Source organism: Variovorax sp. P2_H12 (assembly GCF_056403395.1).
Map to the genome: position 1 here is coordinate 126,131 of NZ_JBFUFO010000029.1, position 16,622 is coordinate 142,752.

16 protein-coding genes and 2 riboswitches are annotated in these 16,622 nt (G+C 69.4%); of the genes, 9 read left to right on the forward strand and 7 right to left on the reverse strand.

Annotation, left to right across the window (positions count from 1 at the left end):
• The first annotated feature begins 16 nt into the window (after positions 1 to 16).
• Positions 17 to 1,255, forward strand: coding sequence for an FAD-dependent oxidoreductase (locus AC1DYK_RS22530; protein WP_478168335.1), 1,239 nt, complete (start codon positions 17 to 19; stop codon positions 1,253 to 1,255).
• Positions 1,256 to 1,277: 22 nt separating this feature from the next.
• A riboswitch (glycine riboswitch) is annotated at positions 1,278 to 1,379 on the forward strand.
• A riboswitch (glycine riboswitch) is annotated at positions 1,380 to 1,499 on the forward strand. It abuts the riboswitch before it with no gap.
• Positions 1,500 to 1,588: 89 nt separating this feature from the next.
• Positions 1,589 to 2,905, forward strand: a complete 1,317-nt coding sequence (locus AC1DYK_RS22535; RefSeq protein ID WP_478168336.1) for a D-amino acid dehydrogenase — start codon at positions 1,589 to 1,591, stop codon at positions 2,903 to 2,905.
• Here the strand turns inward: AC1DYK_RS22535 and AC1DYK_RS22540 are convergent.
• Together AC1DYK_RS22540 and AC1DYK_RS22545 are read right to left on the reverse strand one after the other, a co-directional pair.
• Positions 2,866 to 4,134 carry an FIST signal transduction protein gene (locus AC1DYK_RS22540; RefSeq protein WP_478168337.1) on the reverse strand — a complete coding sequence of 423 codons (1,269 nt, stop codon included), beginning with the start codon at positions 4,132 to 4,134 and terminating at the stop codon, positions 2,866 to 2,868. The genes AC1DYK_RS22535 and AC1DYK_RS22540 overlap by 40 nt on opposite strands.
• A gap of 42 nt (positions 4,135 to 4,176) precedes the next feature.
• Positions 4,177 to 4,887 carry a PhaM family polyhydroxyalkanoate granule multifunctional regulatory protein gene (locus tag AC1DYK_RS22545; RefSeq protein ID WP_478168338.1) on the reverse strand — a complete coding sequence of 237 codons (711 nt, stop codon included), beginning with the start codon at positions 4,885 to 4,887 and terminating at the stop codon, positions 4,177 to 4,179.
• 138 nt (positions 4,888 to 5,025) lie between these two features.
• Here AC1DYK_RS22545 and AC1DYK_RS22550 point away from each other — a divergent pair, with 138 nt between their 5' ends.
• Together AC1DYK_RS22550 and AC1DYK_RS22555 are read left to right on the forward strand one after the other, a co-directional pair.
• Positions 5,026 to 5,436, forward strand: coding sequence for a VOC family protein (locus tag AC1DYK_RS22550; protein WP_478168339.1), 411 nt, complete (start codon positions 5,026 to 5,028; stop codon positions 5,434 to 5,436).
• On the forward strand, positions 5,433 to 6,623 hold the full coding sequence (locus AC1DYK_RS22555; RefSeq protein ID WP_478168340.1) for a toxin-antitoxin system YwqK family antitoxin: 1,191 nt from the start codon (positions 5,433 to 5,435) through the stop codon (positions 6,621 to 6,623). The genes AC1DYK_RS22550 and AC1DYK_RS22555 overlap by 4 nt, the downstream gene beginning before the upstream one ends.
• A 128-nt stretch (positions 6,624 to 6,751) precedes the next feature.
• On the opposite strand, the gene AC1DYK_RS22560 is transcribed toward AC1DYK_RS22555, so the two are convergent.
• The 3 genes from AC1DYK_RS22560 to AC1DYK_RS22570 form a co-directional block, all read right to left on the reverse strand.
• On the reverse strand, positions 6,752 to 7,729 hold the full coding sequence (locus AC1DYK_RS22560) for a Bug family tripartite tricarboxylate transporter substrate binding protein (protein WP_442281973.1): 978 nt from the start codon (positions 7,727 to 7,729) through the stop codon (positions 6,752 to 6,754).
• Positions 7,730 to 7,854: 125 nt separating this feature from the next.
• A complete protein-coding gene (locus tag AC1DYK_RS22565; protein WP_478168341.1) occupies positions 7,855 to 8,058 on the reverse strand; it encodes a hypothetical protein in 204 nt (67 codons plus the stop codon).
• Positions 8,055 to 9,800, reverse strand: coding sequence for an FAD-dependent monooxygenase (locus AC1DYK_RS22570; protein ID WP_478168342.1), 1,746 nt, complete (start codon positions 9,798 to 9,800; stop codon positions 8,055 to 8,057). Before AC1DYK_RS22570 ends, AC1DYK_RS22565 begins: the two co-directional genes overlap by 4 nt.
• Positions 9,801 to 9,874: 74 nt before the next feature.
• Between AC1DYK_RS22570 and AC1DYK_RS22575 the strand changes: the two genes are divergently transcribed.
• A complete protein-coding gene (locus AC1DYK_RS22575; protein WP_478168343.1) occupies positions 9,875 to 10,651 on the forward strand; it encodes a LuxR C-terminal-related transcriptional regulator in 777 nt (258 codons plus the stop codon).
• Between the two features lie 92 nt (positions 10,652 to 10,743).
• Here the strand turns inward: AC1DYK_RS22575 and AC1DYK_RS22580 are convergent, their stop codons facing one another.
• Positions 10,744 to 11,760 (reverse strand): fumarylacetoacetate hydrolase family protein, encoded by a 1,017-nt coding sequence (locus AC1DYK_RS22580; RefSeq protein ID WP_478168344.1) that lies wholly within the window; start codon positions 11,758 to 11,760, stop codon positions 10,744 to 10,746.
• 99 nt (positions 11,761 to 11,859) lie between these two features.
• On the opposite strand from AC1DYK_RS22580, the gene AC1DYK_RS22585 reads away from it, so the two are divergent.
• From AC1DYK_RS22585 to AC1DYK_RS22595, 3 genes are all read left to right on the forward strand, one after another.
• Complete coding sequence (locus tag AC1DYK_RS22585; protein WP_478168345.1) at positions 11,860 to 13,017, forward strand: DUF3108 domain-containing protein; 1,158 nt, start codon at positions 11,860 to 11,862, stop codon at positions 13,015 to 13,017.
• 89 nt (positions 13,018 to 13,106) lie between these two features.
• Positions 13,107 to 13,418 (forward strand): BTH_I0359 family protein, encoded by a 312-nt coding sequence (locus AC1DYK_RS22590; protein WP_163928374.1) that lies wholly within the window; start codon positions 13,107 to 13,109, stop codon positions 13,416 to 13,418.
• Positions 13,419 to 13,447: 29 nt separating this feature from the next.
• Positions 13,448 to 14,296, forward strand: coding sequence for a ChaN family lipoprotein (locus AC1DYK_RS22595; protein ID WP_478168346.1), 849 nt, complete (start codon positions 13,448 to 13,450; stop codon positions 14,294 to 14,296).
• Here the strand turns inward: AC1DYK_RS22595 and aptA are convergent.
• The gene (gene aptA / locus AC1DYK_RS22600) at positions 14,280 to 15,617 is read right to left on the reverse strand and encodes an omega-aminotransferase AptA (protein ID WP_478168347.1); all 1,338 of its coding nucleotides are present in this window, start codon (positions 15,615 to 15,617) and stop codon (positions 14,280 to 14,282) included. The genes AC1DYK_RS22595 and aptA overlap by 17 nt on opposite strands.
• A 96-nt stretch (positions 15,618 to 15,713) precedes the next feature.
• Between aptA and purU the strand changes: the two genes are divergently transcribed.
• Positions 15,714 to 16,559, forward strand: a complete 846-nt coding sequence (gene purU / locus AC1DYK_RS22605) for a formyltetrahydrofolate deformylase (RefSeq protein WP_478091450.1) — start codon at positions 15,714 to 15,716, stop codon at positions 16,557 to 16,559.
• Positions 16,560 to 16,622 lie beyond the last annotated feature (63 nt).

The following is a 16,622-nucleotide window of genomic DNA, read 5'->3' on the forward strand; positions in this document are numbered from 1 at the left end:
CCAAAAGGATTCGGACATGCGCGTGGTTGTACTTGGCGCCGGCTTGCTCGGCGTGACTTCGGCCTATTACCTTCAGCAGCTCGGTCATGAAGTGACCGTGGTCGACCGGCACGCGACGCCGGCGGCCAAGGCGCGCGGCCTGGCCGCGGTCGGTGCACATTCGCCCGCAGTGCGGCCCGGACTCGCAGCGCCCCGGACCGCACAACGCTGGACCAAGATGTGCGGCCGCATGCGCCGCCGGCTGGCCGGCCTGATCAACCAGGCCATGGGCACGCCGCCGCCGAAACGCGATCCTCTCGACCATCTCGTGCGCCTGGCCGCCTACAGCCGCAAGAGCGCGCGGGCGCTGCGCGACGAAGATGGCGTGCCGCAGGGCCCGCGGACGGCCGGCCTCCTGAACCTCTTCACCGACCCCGAGGCCTTCCGCGTGCGGACGGCCCGGGCAAGCCATTGGACGGGGCTCGGCTGCGAGGAGCGGCTGCTGTCGGCCGACGAAGCGATCGGCATGGAGCCGGCGCTGAAGGCGATCCGCGGCAAGCTGGCCGGGGCGACCCATGCACTCGAGGATCCGGCGCGCGATCCGACGCAATTCGCGGCCAGCCTGGTGTTCCTGTGCCGTGCGGCGGGCGTGCGCTTCATGACCCGGCACACGGTGGTCTCGCTCAAGGAGCGCGACGGCCGCCTCGACCACGTCGAACTGCTCGATGCCGCCGGCCAGCCCGCCACGCTGCGCGCCCAGGCCTACGTGCTGGCGCTGGGGGCCTCGAGCGTGCCGCACGCCGAGGACCTGGGCATCGACATGCCGCTGCGCTTCCTGCGCGAGTACATCGTCACCATGCCGATCCTGGACCCGGCGAAGGCGCCGCGCATCGCGCTGCGCGACCGGCAAGGCAAGCTGCGCATCACGCGCGTCGAAACGGCGGCCGGCGAGCAGTTGCGGATTCAGGCCGTCGTGCAGGCCGGGCTCGACGAGACGGCCGAGCCCGACTCGGACCGCTTCCAGGCGATCGTGCGCCGCACCGAGATGCTGCTGCCCGGCGTCGCCGACGCCAAGCAGGCCCGTTTCGAGACCGCCATGCATGCGGTCAGCACCAACCGGCTGCCGATGATCGGCAAGACGCGCTTGCCCAACCTGTTCCTGAATACCGCGCCCGGCACCAGAACCTGGATCCATGCCTGCGGCGCGGGCAAGTCGATCGCGCGCATCGTCAGCGGCCTGCGGCCCGAGCTCGATTTCGCCTTCCGGCGCCCCTAGGCCGGCGCTGCGCCGCTACAATCCGCACTCTGCAGGAGAGCGGGCCCACGGGCCCCACCGAAGGCGCAAACTCCCATAAACGCTCAGGTCGGCTCACAAGATGAGCCTGTACTGCAGTTCACTGTCAAAGCCGTCTGGAGAGCCATCACGCCGCTTGCATGCGCGCGCGTGGTGCACCGAAGGAGCAAACCCGCTGCGGGCGCAGCGGGTGAATCTCTCAGGTACCGAGGACAGGGGGAGCGGCAACTTGGACTCTCGGTCCGGTTGCTTTCGTTGTCGACAGCATTCCGTCTCCGTTGCGTTCAAGCGCTGCAACCTTCAAGGGTTCTCGATATGCGCGTGATCGTTCTTGGCGCCGGCCTGCTCGGCGTGACTTCGGCTTACTACCTCCAGCAACTCGGCCACGAAGTGACCGTGATCGACCGCCAGGCCACGCCGGCGGCGGAAACCAGCTTCGCCAATGGCGGCCAGATCTCGGTCAGCCATGCCGAGCCCTGGGCCAACCCGGGGGCGCCGCTCAAGGTGCTGCAATGGCTCGGCAAGGAAGATGCGCCCTTGCTGTTCCGCATCCGCGCCGACATGCGCCAGTGGCTCTGGGGGTTGCAGTTCCTGCGCGAATGCACGCCGGCGCGCACCCGCCACAACATCGAGCAGATCGTGCGCCTGGGCACCTACAGCCGCGACACCCTGCAGCAGTTGCGGCGCGACACCGGCCTGGACTACGACCAGCGCACCCAGGGCATCCTGCACTTCTACACGACGCAGAAAGAGTTCGATGCGGCGCTGAAGCCGGCCGAGCAGATGCGCGCGCTCGGCTGCGACCGGCGGGTGATCTCGGCCGACGAGGCGGTGAAGCTCGAGCCCGCGCTCTCCCACATCCGTGCGCAGCTCGCCGGCGCCACCTACACCGCGGAGGACGAATCGGGCGACGCCAACCGCTTCGCGCGAGAGCTGGTCAAGCTGGCCGAGGCGGCCGGCGTGCGCTTCCTCATGAGCCACACCGTGACCGCGCTGCGCGAAGCCGGCGGCAGCATCGACCACGTCGAGGCGACCGACAGCGAGGGCCGCTTCCAGCGTATCCGCGGCGATGCCTTCGTGCTGGCGATGGGCTCGCTGAGCCCGCTCTACGCGGCGCCGCTCGGAATCCGCCTGCCGATCTACCCGGCCAAGGGCTATTCGGTCACGATGCCGGTCAAGGATGCCTCGAAGGCCCATCAGGTCTCGTTGACGGACGACGAGTTCAAGCTGGTGTTCTCGCGCTACACCTCGGCCACCGGCGACCGGCTGCGCATCGCCGGCACGGCCGAGCTCAACGGCTACGACCGCGACCTGAACCGGGTCCGCTGCGAGGCCATCGTGCGGCGCGTGGAGCAGCTGTTCCCGGGCGCCGGCAACGCGGCCGAGGCCCAGTTCTGGACCGGGCTGCGCCCGGCGACACCGAGCAACGTGCCGCTGATCGGGGCGACGAAGCTGCCGAACCTGTTCCTGAACACGGGCCACGGCACGCTGGGCTGGACCCATGCCTGCGGGTCGGGCAAGTCGATCGCGCGCATCGTGAGCGGACTCGCACCCGAGGTCGACTTCGCCTTCACCGGGCTGCGCGCCGGCCTTCAGTCGTCGTTGGTGAAGACCGTCAGCACGCCGGTGTAGCCGTACAGGTGGTTGCGGGCGATCTCGCCGGCGGCGAAGAAGCCGACCAGCGGGACATCGCCCAGAGCATGCCGCACGATCTGCAGCTCGGCGCCGGGGGCGCCGAAATGCGGTCCGCCGCGGCCCGAGCAGCTCACATAGATGGCGCCCGCGATGCGGCGTGCCGGATGCGGCGCGGCCTCGGCCTCGCCGGCCGCGACCGCGCGTGCGGTCGCCAGCGTCTGCTCCTGCGGTTCGAGCTCCTCGCGGATCTCGGCGCAGACGCGCATCAGGTCGGCGCGCGCCGCCTGCGCGTTGCGGCGGCAGAAGCTCATGCGCATGCCGGCTTCGGCAACATCGGCGATCGCCACGCCGCGACGTGTCGGATCCAGCCCGATGATGTGGCGCACCCGCACGTCGGCGCCCAGGTCGCCGGTGCGCCGGACGCCGTCGCTGCCGGCCTCGGCCAGGCCGACCAGGGTCGCGCGCACAGCGTCGATCGCCTGCTCGGGTGCATCGAGCGACACCCGCAGGTCGGCCAGCAATACGTCGAGCGCGGGCTCGCCGTCGAGCTCCAGCAGCAGATTGCCGTCGGCCTTGGTGATCTCGCGCTCGCGCGAGACCGGCTGGCAGCCTTGGGTCACACGCGACACCAGCCGCACACCCTCGCCGAACACCACGCCCGAGAGGCCGCCCGAGAACACGCCGCCGACCGCGCCGTGGCCACGGATGTTGCCGTTGCCGCCGATCGCGAATTGCAGCGAGCCGACACGGCCGGATGACAGGCCGCCGAACAGGTAGCCGGTGTCGGTGCGCTCCGCCATCTCGGCGATCAGTTCGCCCAACTCGGGCGTGCGCGGGTCGGCGTGCACCAGCGCGGTATGGGCCGCGAAGCCGCTCATTTCCGAGCTGGCGAGCGGCGCCACGCCGGAGAACACGCGGTATTGGTCGCTCGGCAACTCGCACAGCATCACGCTGAGGGCCGGCTCGTCGAAATACTCGGCGTTGTTGGCCGCCACACCGACCCCCACGGTGCCGGTCCAGTCGGTGATCTCGGGCAGTTCGGCACCCAGGTGATCGAGGATCTCCTGGGCGTCTTCCCCGTAGTGGTCGGTGATGTAGAGCAGGCCCAGGGTCGGCGAGCGCGCATAGTCGGGCAGCGCCATCTGCGCCCGCAACTGGGCCAGCACCAGGCCGGCGGCCATGCGCCATTGCGGGTGGGTGGCATGCCCGGAAGGAAACAGCTTCATGGGCTCGGCTTTCTTTTCTCTCTCGGAGGCGAGGAATCGGCGTCAGCGCGCACGCTTGCGCGCCGGCGCCGGGCGTTTGGCAGCCGCCGCACCGCCGCGGGGCGGCGCCGGAGCCTTCTTTCGGGCGGCGGCCGGCCTGGCGGCGCTCTTGGCCGGGGTCGAACGCGCGCCCGAACCGGCCGCGTCGGCCAGCGGCTGCGCCATGGCCGGCACCGTGAGCTGCGAGGCGTCCTGCAGGGCCGAACTGGCGATCTGCTGGAACTGCTGCGTGAGGGCACCCCACCATTGCAGTGGGTCGACGACCCCGGCCCCATCCGCCGCGGCCGCGGCAGGCGTCGGCGCCGGTGCCTCTTCGGCTTCCGGCGCCGCCTCGGGCGCGGGTGCCGCGGCCGGCGCCGCGGTCCGGAACGCAGGTGCCGGTGCGGGCGCTGCCGGCCGCGTGAAGGCGCTCGCGAGGTCTTCCATGCGCACGTTCATGCCGCGCAAGGTCGACAGCGTCATCTTCTGCACCTCGAGCGCCTGGATCGTCGCCTTGAGCGCATGGCCATTCTGCTCGAGCCAGTACTGAACGGTCTTGAGCTCCTGGATGCGCTTGTCGACCTCCTCGACGCTCAGCGTCGGCGCCACCCAGTTCGACAGGCTCGGCAGCCCTGGCACGGCGCTGGGCGTGGTGCTCCCGCCAGCCAGGTTCTTCAGGAAGTCGAAACCCGGAACGAACTGACTGAAGGCGAAAGGCTTGCTGGCGTCGCTCATGGGGGGTGCTCCGGAAGTGTGTTTCTTGTGCAGGCAGCTTACTCCAAGCGTCCACGCTTTTGGGCTTGCCGATGGCATCAGGGACTCGCCATCGAGGCCCGGCTTGTGGACAATGACCGACCCGACACAGAAAGTCACATGTCCATCTTCCACCTCGCCTTCCACGTGCGCGACCTCGACGAAGCCGGGCGCTTCTACGGCGGCGTGCTCGGCTGCGCCGAAGGCCGCAGCACCGACACCTGGGTCGACTTCGACTTCTTCGGCCACCAGATCTCGCTGCACCTCGGCGAGCCCTTCGCCACCGCGCGCACCGGCCGCGTGGGGGACGCGATGGTGCCGATGCCGCACTTCGGCATCGTGCTCGAACTGCCCGCCTGGCGCCAGCTCGCCGCGCGCCTGGAGGCGGCCGGGGTCGACTTCGTGCTGAAGCCGCAGGTGCGCTTCGAGGGGCAGCCCGGCGAGCAATGGACGATGTTCTTCTGCGATCCCTTCGGCAATCCGATCGAGGCCAAGGGCTTCAGGTCGCTCGACACCGTATACGACGCATGAGTCTTTCGGCCGCGGCACCCCAGCCATCGACGCGCCAGCGCTTCGCCGCGGCGGCCGTGCTGCTGCTGTTCGCCTGCGGCACGGCGCACGCGGTGCAGGACTGCGAGCTCAACGGCCAGGCGGTGAACCCGGCCAATGGCGGCACCACCGTCGGCAAGACCGGCCTGATGCGCTGCAAGGACCGCGACAGCGGCCTGCTGGTGCGCGAGCAGCAGATCCAGAGCGGCACCTTCATGGGCCTGGTGCGCTTCTACGAGGACGGCAAGCTCGTGAAGGAACACAGCGTGAACGCGCGCGGCAACATGGAAGGCCGTGCCCGCGAGTTCTCGCCCACCGGACAGGTGCTGCGCGATGCGACCTACGAGGACGGCCGCGAGATGGGCCTGGTGCGCAGCTTCTATGCGACCGGGTCGCTGCGCCGCGTGACCTTCTTCGCCGATGCGGCGGGCGAGCGCGCCTCGGTCGAGTTCACCGAAAGCGGCCAGCTCTCGGCACTGCGCTGCGGCGACAAGCCGGTGCTGGCGCCGGTGGCCGACGACGCACGGCTGTGCGGCTTCCGCAACGGCGCGTCGAAGGTCGAATTGTTCGACGCCCAGGGAACGCTGCGGTCGCGGCTGTCCTATGTGGCCGGCAAGCGGGTGCGCAGCGAAGACCTCTACGACAACGGCAAGCCCGCGACGCAGGACGAGGTGGTGGGCAACCAGCGCACCGAAAGGCGCTTCTCCTCCGAAGGGATCAAGCGCCGCGAAGTGATCTCGCTGATCGGCGAGCGCGGCGCGGTCAAGCAGCGCGAGCAGGAGTTCTCCGAGAAAGGCACGCTGGTGCGCGAGCAGCTCTGGAACACCGCCGGGGCGCCGCTGAGCGACACCAGCTACTACCAGAACGGCCAGCCGCGCAGCAAGTCGGTCCATGGCGTGGACGGCAAGGCGCGCCTGATCGAGATCACCGAATTCCACGACAACGGCCAGCGGGCAGCCGTCGGCCGCTACCTGGCCAGCGACCGCCTCAGCCAGATCCCCATCGGCGCCCATCAACGCTTCAGCGACACGGGCGTCCTCATCGCCGAATCGATCTACGACAGCAAGGGCCGCATCACGCGCGAACGCGCCTGGGATCCCAGCGGCAAGCTGGAGCGCGACGACGATATGTTCGAGGACGGCTCGCGCAAGGCCTTCGCGAGGCCGTAGCCCGGAAGAGGGTCAGGCCGGCGCCGGGCCGCCAGCGCGGCAAAGTCCGCGCTTCGCGCAGACGGGCGGCCTGCTGACTCCCCCTCGGGGGGCAGCGACCACACGAAGTGAGGGAGCGTGGGGGCCAGTTAGTCGAGCTTGATGCCCGCGGCCTTGATGATGGGGCCCCAGCGCTGGGATTCGGCGCGCGACAGGGCCGCGAACTGCTGCGGCGTGCCGGGCATCGCCTCCATGCCGAAGTCGTTGAAGCGCTTCTGCACCGCCGGCGCGGTGAATGCCCGATTGAGGTCGCCGTTGAGCCTGGCGACGATCGCCGGCGGGATGCCGGCCGGTCCCACGACGCCCTGGAAGGCGAACACTTCGGAATTCGCGACGCCCACTTCCGCCAGCGTCGGCACTTCGGGCAACAGCTTCGAGCGGCTGCCCGAGCCGATGGCCAGAACGCGCACCTTCTTGCTCTGCATGATGGACAGGCCCGAGGCGAGGTCGAGGAACATGGCCGGCACCTGGCCGCCCATCACGTCGGCCATCGCCGGCGCCGCACCGCGGTACGGAATGTGGGTGATGAAAGTGCCGGTGCGGACCTTGAACATCTCCATCGCCAGGTGATGCGGCGAGCCGTTGCCCGGCGAGGCGTAGTTGACCTTGCCCGGATTGGCCTTGACATAGGCCAGGAAGGCCTTGAAGTCCTGCGCCGGGAAGTCCGGGTGCACCACCAGCGCCAGCGGGAACTTGCCGATCGCGCCGATGTAGCTGAAGTCCTTCTCGGGGTTGAACGGCAGCTTGCTGAACAGGTGCTCGTTGAAGGCCAGCAGCGCGTTGTCGGCCGACATGATGGTGTAGCCGTCGGGCTTGGCCTTCGCGACCAGTTCGGCCCCGATGTTGGTCGACGCGCCGGGACGGTTGTCGATCACGATCTGCTGACCCAGCGTCTGCCGCATGGCCTCGGCCAGGGTGCGCGCGATCACATCGGTGCCGCCGCCGGCCGGGTACGGCACCACCCACTTGATGAGCTGGTCAGGATAGGCGCCCTGGGCGCGCGCCCACGGAGCGGCTGCAGCGGCCGCAGTCGCGGCGAGGGTGGTGAGCAGGGTTCTGCGATCCATCGAATAAGTCTCCTGGTTTCGTGTGTTCTGAAATGTAAGGGGTCCGACCGGCGCCGGGCCGCCCCAAGGCGGTCGGCACCCCCTCGGGGGGCAGCGAGTACACGAAGTGACGAGCGTGGGGGTCGTCAAACCGACAGCGACGGCACCGGCAAGCCATCCAGCGCCTGCGCGAGCGCGGCCCGGCAGCGTGCTTCGTCGCCGACCTGCTCGAACAGCAACAGCGCAAGCCGCGCGAGGAACAGCGATTCTCGTTCGGCGCCGGCTTCGCTGATGGCGCGCGCGCACTCGGCGTAGACGCGGTCGCGGGCTTCGGGGGACAGGGCGGTCATGGGGACTCCTTGGTTGGCAGCACGGCGGCGCGCGCCAGGGCCCGCAGCAGCTCGCCCTCGGGCGGACGGCGCCAGCGCGCAACCACATGGCCGTCGGGGCGCAACAGATAGACGGCGCCCTGCGCCGCGCCGAGCGCCGCGAACACCTCGGGACCGGCTTCGCCCGGCAACAGCTCGCACAGCGCAACCGGCAGCGGCCCGGCCTGTGCCCGCGCCACGTCGGAGGCCAGCAGTGGGTCCGGCTCCTGCATGTTCAGCACCAGCACGGTAAAGGCAGGGCCGAGGCGATCCGTCAGATGCAGGCCCTCGGCCAGCGCCTGCTCGGGCATGACCTCGCCCGGCCGCGGACCGGCGGTCAGCGCCTCGCCTTCGCTCGACAGCATCGATCCCTCGTAGCCCACGGCCTGCGTCTGGCGCGGGTTGATCAGGTTGGCGATGCCCCGGTGCGCACCCGAAAGCGACAACGCCGCCTCGCGCAGCAAGTCGAAGCCGCGCGAGGGCGGCGACATGAATTCGGTGCTGCGCATCGCGTTCTCGGCATTGATGTGGAAGGCCGCGATGCGCTCCTGCGAGTAGCTGTCGAGCAGCGACGCCTCCGAGACGCCGCGGGCCACCAGCGCCAGCTTCCAGGCCAGGTTGTCGGCATCGTCGAAGCCGGAATTGAGGCCGCGCACGCCGAAGATCGGCATCGCATGCGCGGCATTGCCTGCGAACAGCACGCGGCCGTGGCGGTAGCTCTCGAGCGTCATCGCGCCGGCGCGGTAGACCGAGGTCCACACCGTGTGCCAGGGCAGGTGGCCTTCGCCGATGGCATCGAGATGGCGTTGCACGAACTCGGCCACCGCCGCGGGCTGCAGCGCCTCTTCGGTGCTCTGGCCCGCGCGCAGCTGGTAGTCGATGCGCCAGATGTCGTCGGGCTGACGGTGCATCAGCACGGTCGAGCCGGGGTTCCAGGGTGGATCGAACCAGGCGCGGCGTTCGGTCGGATACGCGCTGTGCAGCTCGATGTCGATGATCACGTAGCGGCCTTCGTAGCCGGTGCCGACCAGTTCGAGGCCGAGCGACTTGCGCACGAAGCTCTGGCCGCCGTCGCAGGCGGCCAGCCACTCGCCGCGCAGCGCGTAGTCGCCGAGCACGTTGCGGGCCGCGAGCACCAGGCCGTCCGCATCCTCCACGAAGCCGGTGAGCTCGGTGCCCCAGCGGATGTCGATCAGTCCGGGCGTGGACGCGTTGCGACGGTCGATCTCGTCCAGCAGGTACTGCTCGATGTAGTACTGCTCCAGGTTGATCATCGGCGGCAGCTTCTGCTGCTCGTCGTGCGGCATCTCGAAGCGGAACACCTCGTCGGTCTTGTAGTAGCTGCGCCCGCCCGTCCAGGGCAGGCCCTTGGCCAGGAAGGCCGGCAACGCGCCCAGGCGCTCGACGATCTCGAGGCTGCGGCGCGAAATGCAGGCCGCGCGGCTGCCGACGCAGACCGTGTCGTCGGCCTCCAGGATCACGCTGCGCACGCCATGGTTCGCCAGGCCGAGCGCGAGCGACATGCCGACCGGCCCGCCGCCCGCGATCACGACCGGATGGCGGCCGGGCTCGGCGCCCTCCTCCAGCGCCGGCATCCGGGGTTCGAAGCGCGTGTAGTGGAAGGCGCCGACCGAGGGCGGCAGGCCGGCGGCGGCTGGCGGCAGCGGACCGCTGGCGGCGTCGCCGGCGCGCGCAGCGGGAGGGTTCACAGCGGCAGTGTTCATGGAACGGGATTGTCCTGATGCAGCTGCGACGCCGATGTCGTAACTTCGTACGAAGTGTTAACCCCTAAATCGCAATGAAACGCTGGCCCGTCCGTGCCGCCGGCCAGGCCCTGTCAGCGCCAGTCGTCTGCGACGTGCTCGCGGGCATCGGCACGCCGCACCTGGCCGCCAGCTACCTGACGGCGATGCAGCGCGTGCTGCCCGTGACCTTCTGCACCGTGTTCGCGGCGAGCGCCAACGGCCGCATCGAAACCGTCTCGGCCGCGAGCACCTATGGCCACACGGCCGAGCGCACCGCCGAGCGCTACGTGGCCGAGCGCTTCGACCGGCGGGACCCCCACATGGCCTGGCTGGCCGCTCGCAAGCTGCCCAAGGGCCCGCAGATCTGGCTCGGCCACCATCGGGCCGAGGAGGTGGAAGACCCGGCCTACCGGGCCGCGTGCTACGGCGATGTCGGCATCCGGGAGCGCAGCTCGGTGCTGCTGCTGCTGCCGACCGGCCAGCGGGCGGCCGTGAGCTTCTACCGCAGCCTCGCCCAGCCCGATTTCGGCGCTGCGGATTTCGCGCTGCTCGAAACCCACGCCGCGCTGCTCGCCGACGCCACCGCCGCCCATGCGCGCAGCGCGGTCGCCGTCCGGGAGGCCGCGGAGCCGGCGCTGGCATCGCGCCTGCTGGGCCTGAGCCTGCGCGAGCGCGAGGTGGTCGGCCACTTGCTGGCCGGCAAGACCGCCAAGGAGACGGCGCGCGAGATCGGCATCGAGCTCACGACCGTGCGCACCCACCAGTACCGGGCGTTCCGGCGGCTGGGGATACGGAGCCTGAAGGAGCTGCTGCGCGGCGCGCGCGGCTGAAAGCCCCCACGCTCCCCCACTGCGTGTGGGTCGCTGCCCCCCAAGGGGGCCGCAGGCCGGCTTGGGGCGGCCCGGCGCCGGCCCGAGCGCGGCTACCTCGCCGCCGCCGGGGCCACCACTTCCTGGTCGATCGCGCCGAAGACCGACTGTCCATCGCGGCCCTTCATCTCGATCTTGATGGTGTCGCCGTACTTCATGAACTCGGTGCTGGCCTGGCCGTCCTGGATGGTCTCGATGCAGCGCTTCTCGGCGATGCAGCTGTAGCCCTTGGGCCAGTCCATGCCGCCCTTCTTCTCGACGCCCTTGTTGCTCACCGTGCCGCTGCCGACGATGCTGCCGGCGCGCACGTTGCGGGTCTTGGCGATGTGGGCAATCAACTGCCCGAAATGGAAGGTCATCTCCTCGCCCGCATCGCACATGCCGACCTTGCGGCCGTTCCAGGTGCTCTGCAGCGCCAGGTGCACGCGGCCGCCCTGCCAGGCGTCGCCCAGCTCGTCCGGGGTGACCGCGACCGGGCTGAAGGCGGTCGCGGGCTTGCTCTGGAAGAAGCCGAAGCCCTTGGCCAGTTCGGCCGGGATCAGGTTGCGCAGGCTGACGTCGTTGGCCAGCATCACGAGGCGGATGCCGTCGAGCGCCTGCGCCGGGGTGGCGCCCATCCTGACGTCGCCGGTGACGACCGCGATCTCGGCCTCGAAGTCGATGCCGAAGGCCTCGCTGGCGACCACCACCGGATCGCAGGGGCCGATGAAGTCGTCGCTGCCGCCCTGGTACATCAGCGGGTCGGTGTAGAAGCTCTCGGGCACTTCGGCGTTGCGCGCCTTGCGAACCAGTTCGACGTGGTTGAGGTAGGCCGAGCCGTCGGCCCACTGGTAGGCTCTCGGCAGCGGCGCCATGCACTGCGCCGGATCGAAGGGAAAGGCGTGGCGGGCCCGCCCGCCATTGAGTGCGTCGTAGAGGTCCTGCAGCTGCGGGCTCATGAAGCCCCAGTCGTCGAGCACCTGCTGCATGCGGCTGGCGACGCCGGTGGCGTAGTGGGCGCTGACGAGGTCGCGCGAGACGACGACGAGCTGGCCGTCGCGGGAACCGTCTTTGAGGGTGGCGAGTTTCATGGGTGGCGGCGCGTGCCGACTCGGCATCGCTACTAAACTGGTTGGACGGGCGGCAGTGTACCGAGGTGAACCTCTGGGCCGGCGTCCGCTCCATCCTCGATGCTTCCCGCAGCCCTGCCCGATGCCCCCGACGCTCCGCGCCCACCCTGGCGCGGGCTCGCGCTGCTGACCGCGGCCGTGGTGCTGGCCCACCTGGCCTTGCTGGGGCTGGCGCCACCGGCCACGGGGCCGCGCCCCTCTCCGCTCGCCAACACCTTCATCACGCGCAGCATCGTGGTCGCGCCGCCGCCGGCGCCCGAGCCGGCTGCTGCGGCGGCGGCGGTGGTCACGCCTGCACCACCGCCGCCCCGCCCCGTGCGGCCGCGGCCCGCAGCTCGGCCCCGCCCGGCGGTGGAGCCGGCCCCCACGCCGGCCGCCGCCGCTTCGATGCCGCCCGAGGCGCCGCCGAACGACCTCATCGCCCAGGCCGCGATCGACGCCGGCGACGCGCAGGCGCCCGAAGCGACGGCCGGTGCGCCCACATCCGGTGCATCCGGCGCATCCGGTGCAGGCGGAGCAGGCGGCGGCGAGACGGCCGGCGCGATCGCCGGCCCGGTGGCGCTGCAGATTTCGGGCTCGGTCCGGCTGGCCTTCGCGGCCACCGCCCAACAGGGGGCGCAGCCCCTGCAGGGCGTGTTCGGCGAGCTCGTCTGGCTGCAGGACGGCAGCCACTACGACGCGACGCTGTCGTGGACCTTCCTCTTCAAGACCCTGCGCAGCCAGCGCAGCACCGGAAGCATCGGTCCGACCGGCATCGAACCCCTGCGCTTCTCCGACAGGCGCAAGGCCGAAGTCACCTCCCTTTTCGACCGCGACAAGGGGCTGGTCGTGTTCAGCAGCAACGCACCGAGCGAGATGCTCCTGGCCGGTGCGCAGGACCGGCTCAGCGTGGTGCTGCAGCTCGGCGGCCTGCTGGCCGGCGATTCGGCACGCTACCCGCCCGGTGCGGTGATCGCGGTGCAAACGGTCGGGCCGCGGGACGCCGAGATCTGGACCTTCAACGTCGAAGGCGAGGAGGCGCTCAGCGTGCCCGCCGGCGATTTCCAGACCCGCAAGCTCACGCGCAACCCACGCAAGCCCTTCGACGACAGGATCGAGCTGTGGCTGGCCCCGGCACTGGGCTGGCTGCCGGTGCGCATCAAGCAAACCCAGACCAACGGCGACTTCATCGACCTGCAGATGCGAAACCAGGTGCCATTGCGCGCCGCCAATCCCTGAAAAAACGCAAAAAACACGCAGAAAAAGGCGTCCGCCTACAAAACAACGATGGATATTGAAACTGGCGCGTTGATTGCTATCTAAGCATCATGAATGCCATCGACATCCTGACAGGACCCGCCATGCAGATGCTCTACGACTCCGACTCCTTCGTCGTCGTGCACGTGCAGCCGACCGAAGACGAGGCGCCCGCGGCGCCCCACCTGCCGGTGCTGGCGCGCCATGGCTTCGAGATCGTCGACAAGCGCTCGGGCAAGGAGGTCTACCTCGACGGCTCCTGGGCGGAACTGTTCCAGCAGCAGATCGCCGCCTGGCAACTCAACACACCAACCCAGGAAGAGGTCGAGGACACGCTCGAAGGCTACGCCGAGTTGGCGCACACTCCGGTCCTGGTGCACTGAAGGATGCCGGCGGCCAGTAGCATCGCGGGATGACGCTTCGACGCCCCCTCGCACCCTCCACTTCTCTTCGTCATCCGGCTCGTGTGGCGCTGGTCCTCGGCGCCGCCTTGCTGGCGGCCTGCACGACGCCCCGCCCCACCACCAGCAGCACCGAAGAACCGGTCGCCCGTCGCGTGGCGGCACAGATGCCGGCCGATGCCCTGTTGCTGGGCGAGCAGCACGATGCCGCGGAACACCAGCAGATCGAACGTGAAACCGTCGAGGCCCTGGTGCAAAGCGGCCGCTTGGCCGTCGTTGCACTGGAGATGGTCGAAGAAGGCAACAGCACAAAACTCTTGCCGGCCGATGCGACCGAAGTGCAAGTGCAGGCCGCGCTGAGCTGGAACGACAAGGGCTGGCCCTGGACCGCCTACGGTCCGGTGGTGATGGCCGCGGTGCGCGCCGGCGTGCCCGTGATCGGCGCCAACCTGCGGCGCGCCCACATGAAGGATGCGATGGCCGACGTGTCGCTCGATGCGCAGCTGTCGGACGGTGCGCGCACCGCCCAGCAGGAGGCCGTGCGCAGCGGCCACTGCAATCTTCTGCCCGAGTCGCAGATCGTGCCGATGACCCGGATCCAGATCGCCCGCGACCGCGCCATGGCGCAGGCCGTGATCAAGGCGAAGGTGCCGGGCAAGACGGTGCTGCTGGTGAGCGGCGCCGGCCACAGCAACAAGTTGCTCGGCGTTCCCCAGCACCTGCCGACCGACGTCTCGGTCAAGGCAGTGAAGATGCAGGCGGGGGATTCCGACATGGGCCCCGGCGCCTTCGACGCCGTCTGGCTGACCCCCGCGCTGCCCGAGAAGGACTACTGCGCCGGCGTCAAGCGTTCTTCCTGATCGAATCCGCCAGCGTGTTGACCAGCGTGTCGATGTGCGACTTCTCGACGATGTACGGCGGCGCAATCACCAGCACGTCACCCGCGGGCCGCACCAGCGCGCCCTTGTGATAGCAGTCCAGGAAGATGTCGTAGGCGCGCTTGCCCGGCGCGCCGGCGATCGGCGCCAGCTCGACCGCCGCGGCCAGGCCCAGGCTTCGAATACCCACCACGTTGGGCAGGCCCTTGAACGCGCTGTGGAAGGCATCGCCCAGCACCTTGCCCATTTCGCCGGCGCGCGCGAACAGCTGCTCCTTCTCGAACAGCTCCAGCGTCGCGAGGGCGGCCGCGCAGGCCACCGGGTGGCCCGAATAGGTGTAGCCATGGAAGAACTCCACCACGTGTTCGGGCGCCGAGGTCTTCATCATCTCGTCGTAGAGCTTGTCGCGGCAGATCACGCCGCCGAGCGGAATCACGCCGTTGGTCACGCACTTGGCGAAATTCAGCATGTCGGGCACGACGCCGTAGAAGTCCGACGCGAAATTGGTGCCCATGCGTCCGAAGCCCGTGATGACCTCGTCGAAGATCAGCAGGATGCCGTGCTTGTCGCAGATCTCGCGCAGCTTCTGCAGGTAGCCCTTGGGCGGCAGGTACCAGCCGGCCGAGCCCGCGACCGGCTCCACGATGATGGCCGCCACGTTGCTCGGGTCGTGCAGCGGCAGGATGCGCTGCTCGAGCTCGGCCAGCGGATCCTCGGCCCAGACCGGCTCCTGGTTGTGGATGTAGGCGTGGTTGACCGGATCGTGGATGAATCGCATGTGGTCCACGCGCGGCAGGAAGGCCGAGCCGAACACCTTGCGGTTGCCCGGGATGCCGCCGACCGACATGCCGCCGAAACCGACCCCGTGATAGCCCTTCTCGCGGCCGATGAAGAGGTTGCGGTGCCCCTCGCCCCGGGCGCGGTGGTAGGCCAGCGCGACCTTCATCGAGGTGTCGGCCGCTTCGCTGCCCGAGTTGCAGAACAGCACCTTGTTGAGGTCGCCCGGCGCCATCGCGGCGATCGTCTCGGCCGCCTTGAAAGCGCGGTCGTTGCTGACCTGGAACGCGGTCGCGTAGTCGAGCGTGTCGAGCTGCTTCTTGATCGCCTCGTTGATCGGCTTGCGGTTGTGGCCTGCGCCCACGCACCACAGCGAGGAGATGCCGTCGATCACCTTGCGGCCGTCGTGGGTGGTGAATTCCATCCCGTCGGCCGCCACGAAGACCCGTGGATCCTTCTTGAACGAACGGTTGGGGGTGAAGGGCAACCACTGGTTGTCCATGCTGAAGTCGTCGTTGAAGGCCATGAAGTCACTCCTGCGAGGTTGGGTCTGGCGGCGGGGAAGTGGGCATTTTGGCACCAGGCGCCCGCGCCGGCGGGCCCTGCGACAATGGCGGGCCTTATGAACCCCGCGTACATCCTCACCCTCTCCTGCCCCGATCGCACCGGCATCGTCCACGCCGTCTCCGGCTTCCTGCTCGAGCGCGGCGGCAACATCGAAGAAGCGGCGCAGTACAACGACCACCACACCGGCCTGTTCTTCATGCGCGTGCGCTTCGCCTGCGAGCAGGGTGAAGCCCAGTTGCGCGAGCAGATCGCCACCCTCGCGGCCGAATTCGGCATGCGCTGGAAGCTGCACGCCGCCGCCGAACCGATGAAGACCGTGATCCTGGTCAGCAAGGAAGGGCACTGCCTCAACGACCTGCTGTTCCGCTGGAAGAGCGGCCTGCTGGCGATCGACGTGCGCGCCATCATCTCGAACCATCGCGAGTTCTACCAGCTGGCCGCAAGCTACAACGTCCCCTTCCACCACATTCCGGTGACCGCCGCGAACAAGGCGCAGGGCGAAGCGAAGCAGTTGGAGATCATCGAGGCCGAAGGCGCCGAACTGGTGGTGCTGGCGCGCTACATGCAGATCCTCAGCAACGACCTGTGCGGCAAGCTGGCCGGCCGCGCCATCAACATCCACCACTCGTTCCTGCCGAGCTTCAAGGGCGCCAAGCCCTACTACCAGGCGCACGACCGCGGCGTGAAGCTGATCGGCGCCACCGCCCACTACGTGACCGCCGACCTCGACGAAGGCCCGATCATCGAGCAGGACGTGGAGCGCGCCGACCACACCGACACGGTCGAGGACCTCACGGCCCGCGGCCGCGATACCGAAAGCCAGGTGCTGGCGCGGGCCGTGAAGTGGCACAGCGAGCACCGGGTGCTCCTGAACGGGCACCGCACCGTCGTGTTCCGTTGAAGGCACGAACCGCATTCGTCGTGTCGTACAGTAATGGCGACTCGCACGATCGACAAAAGAAAG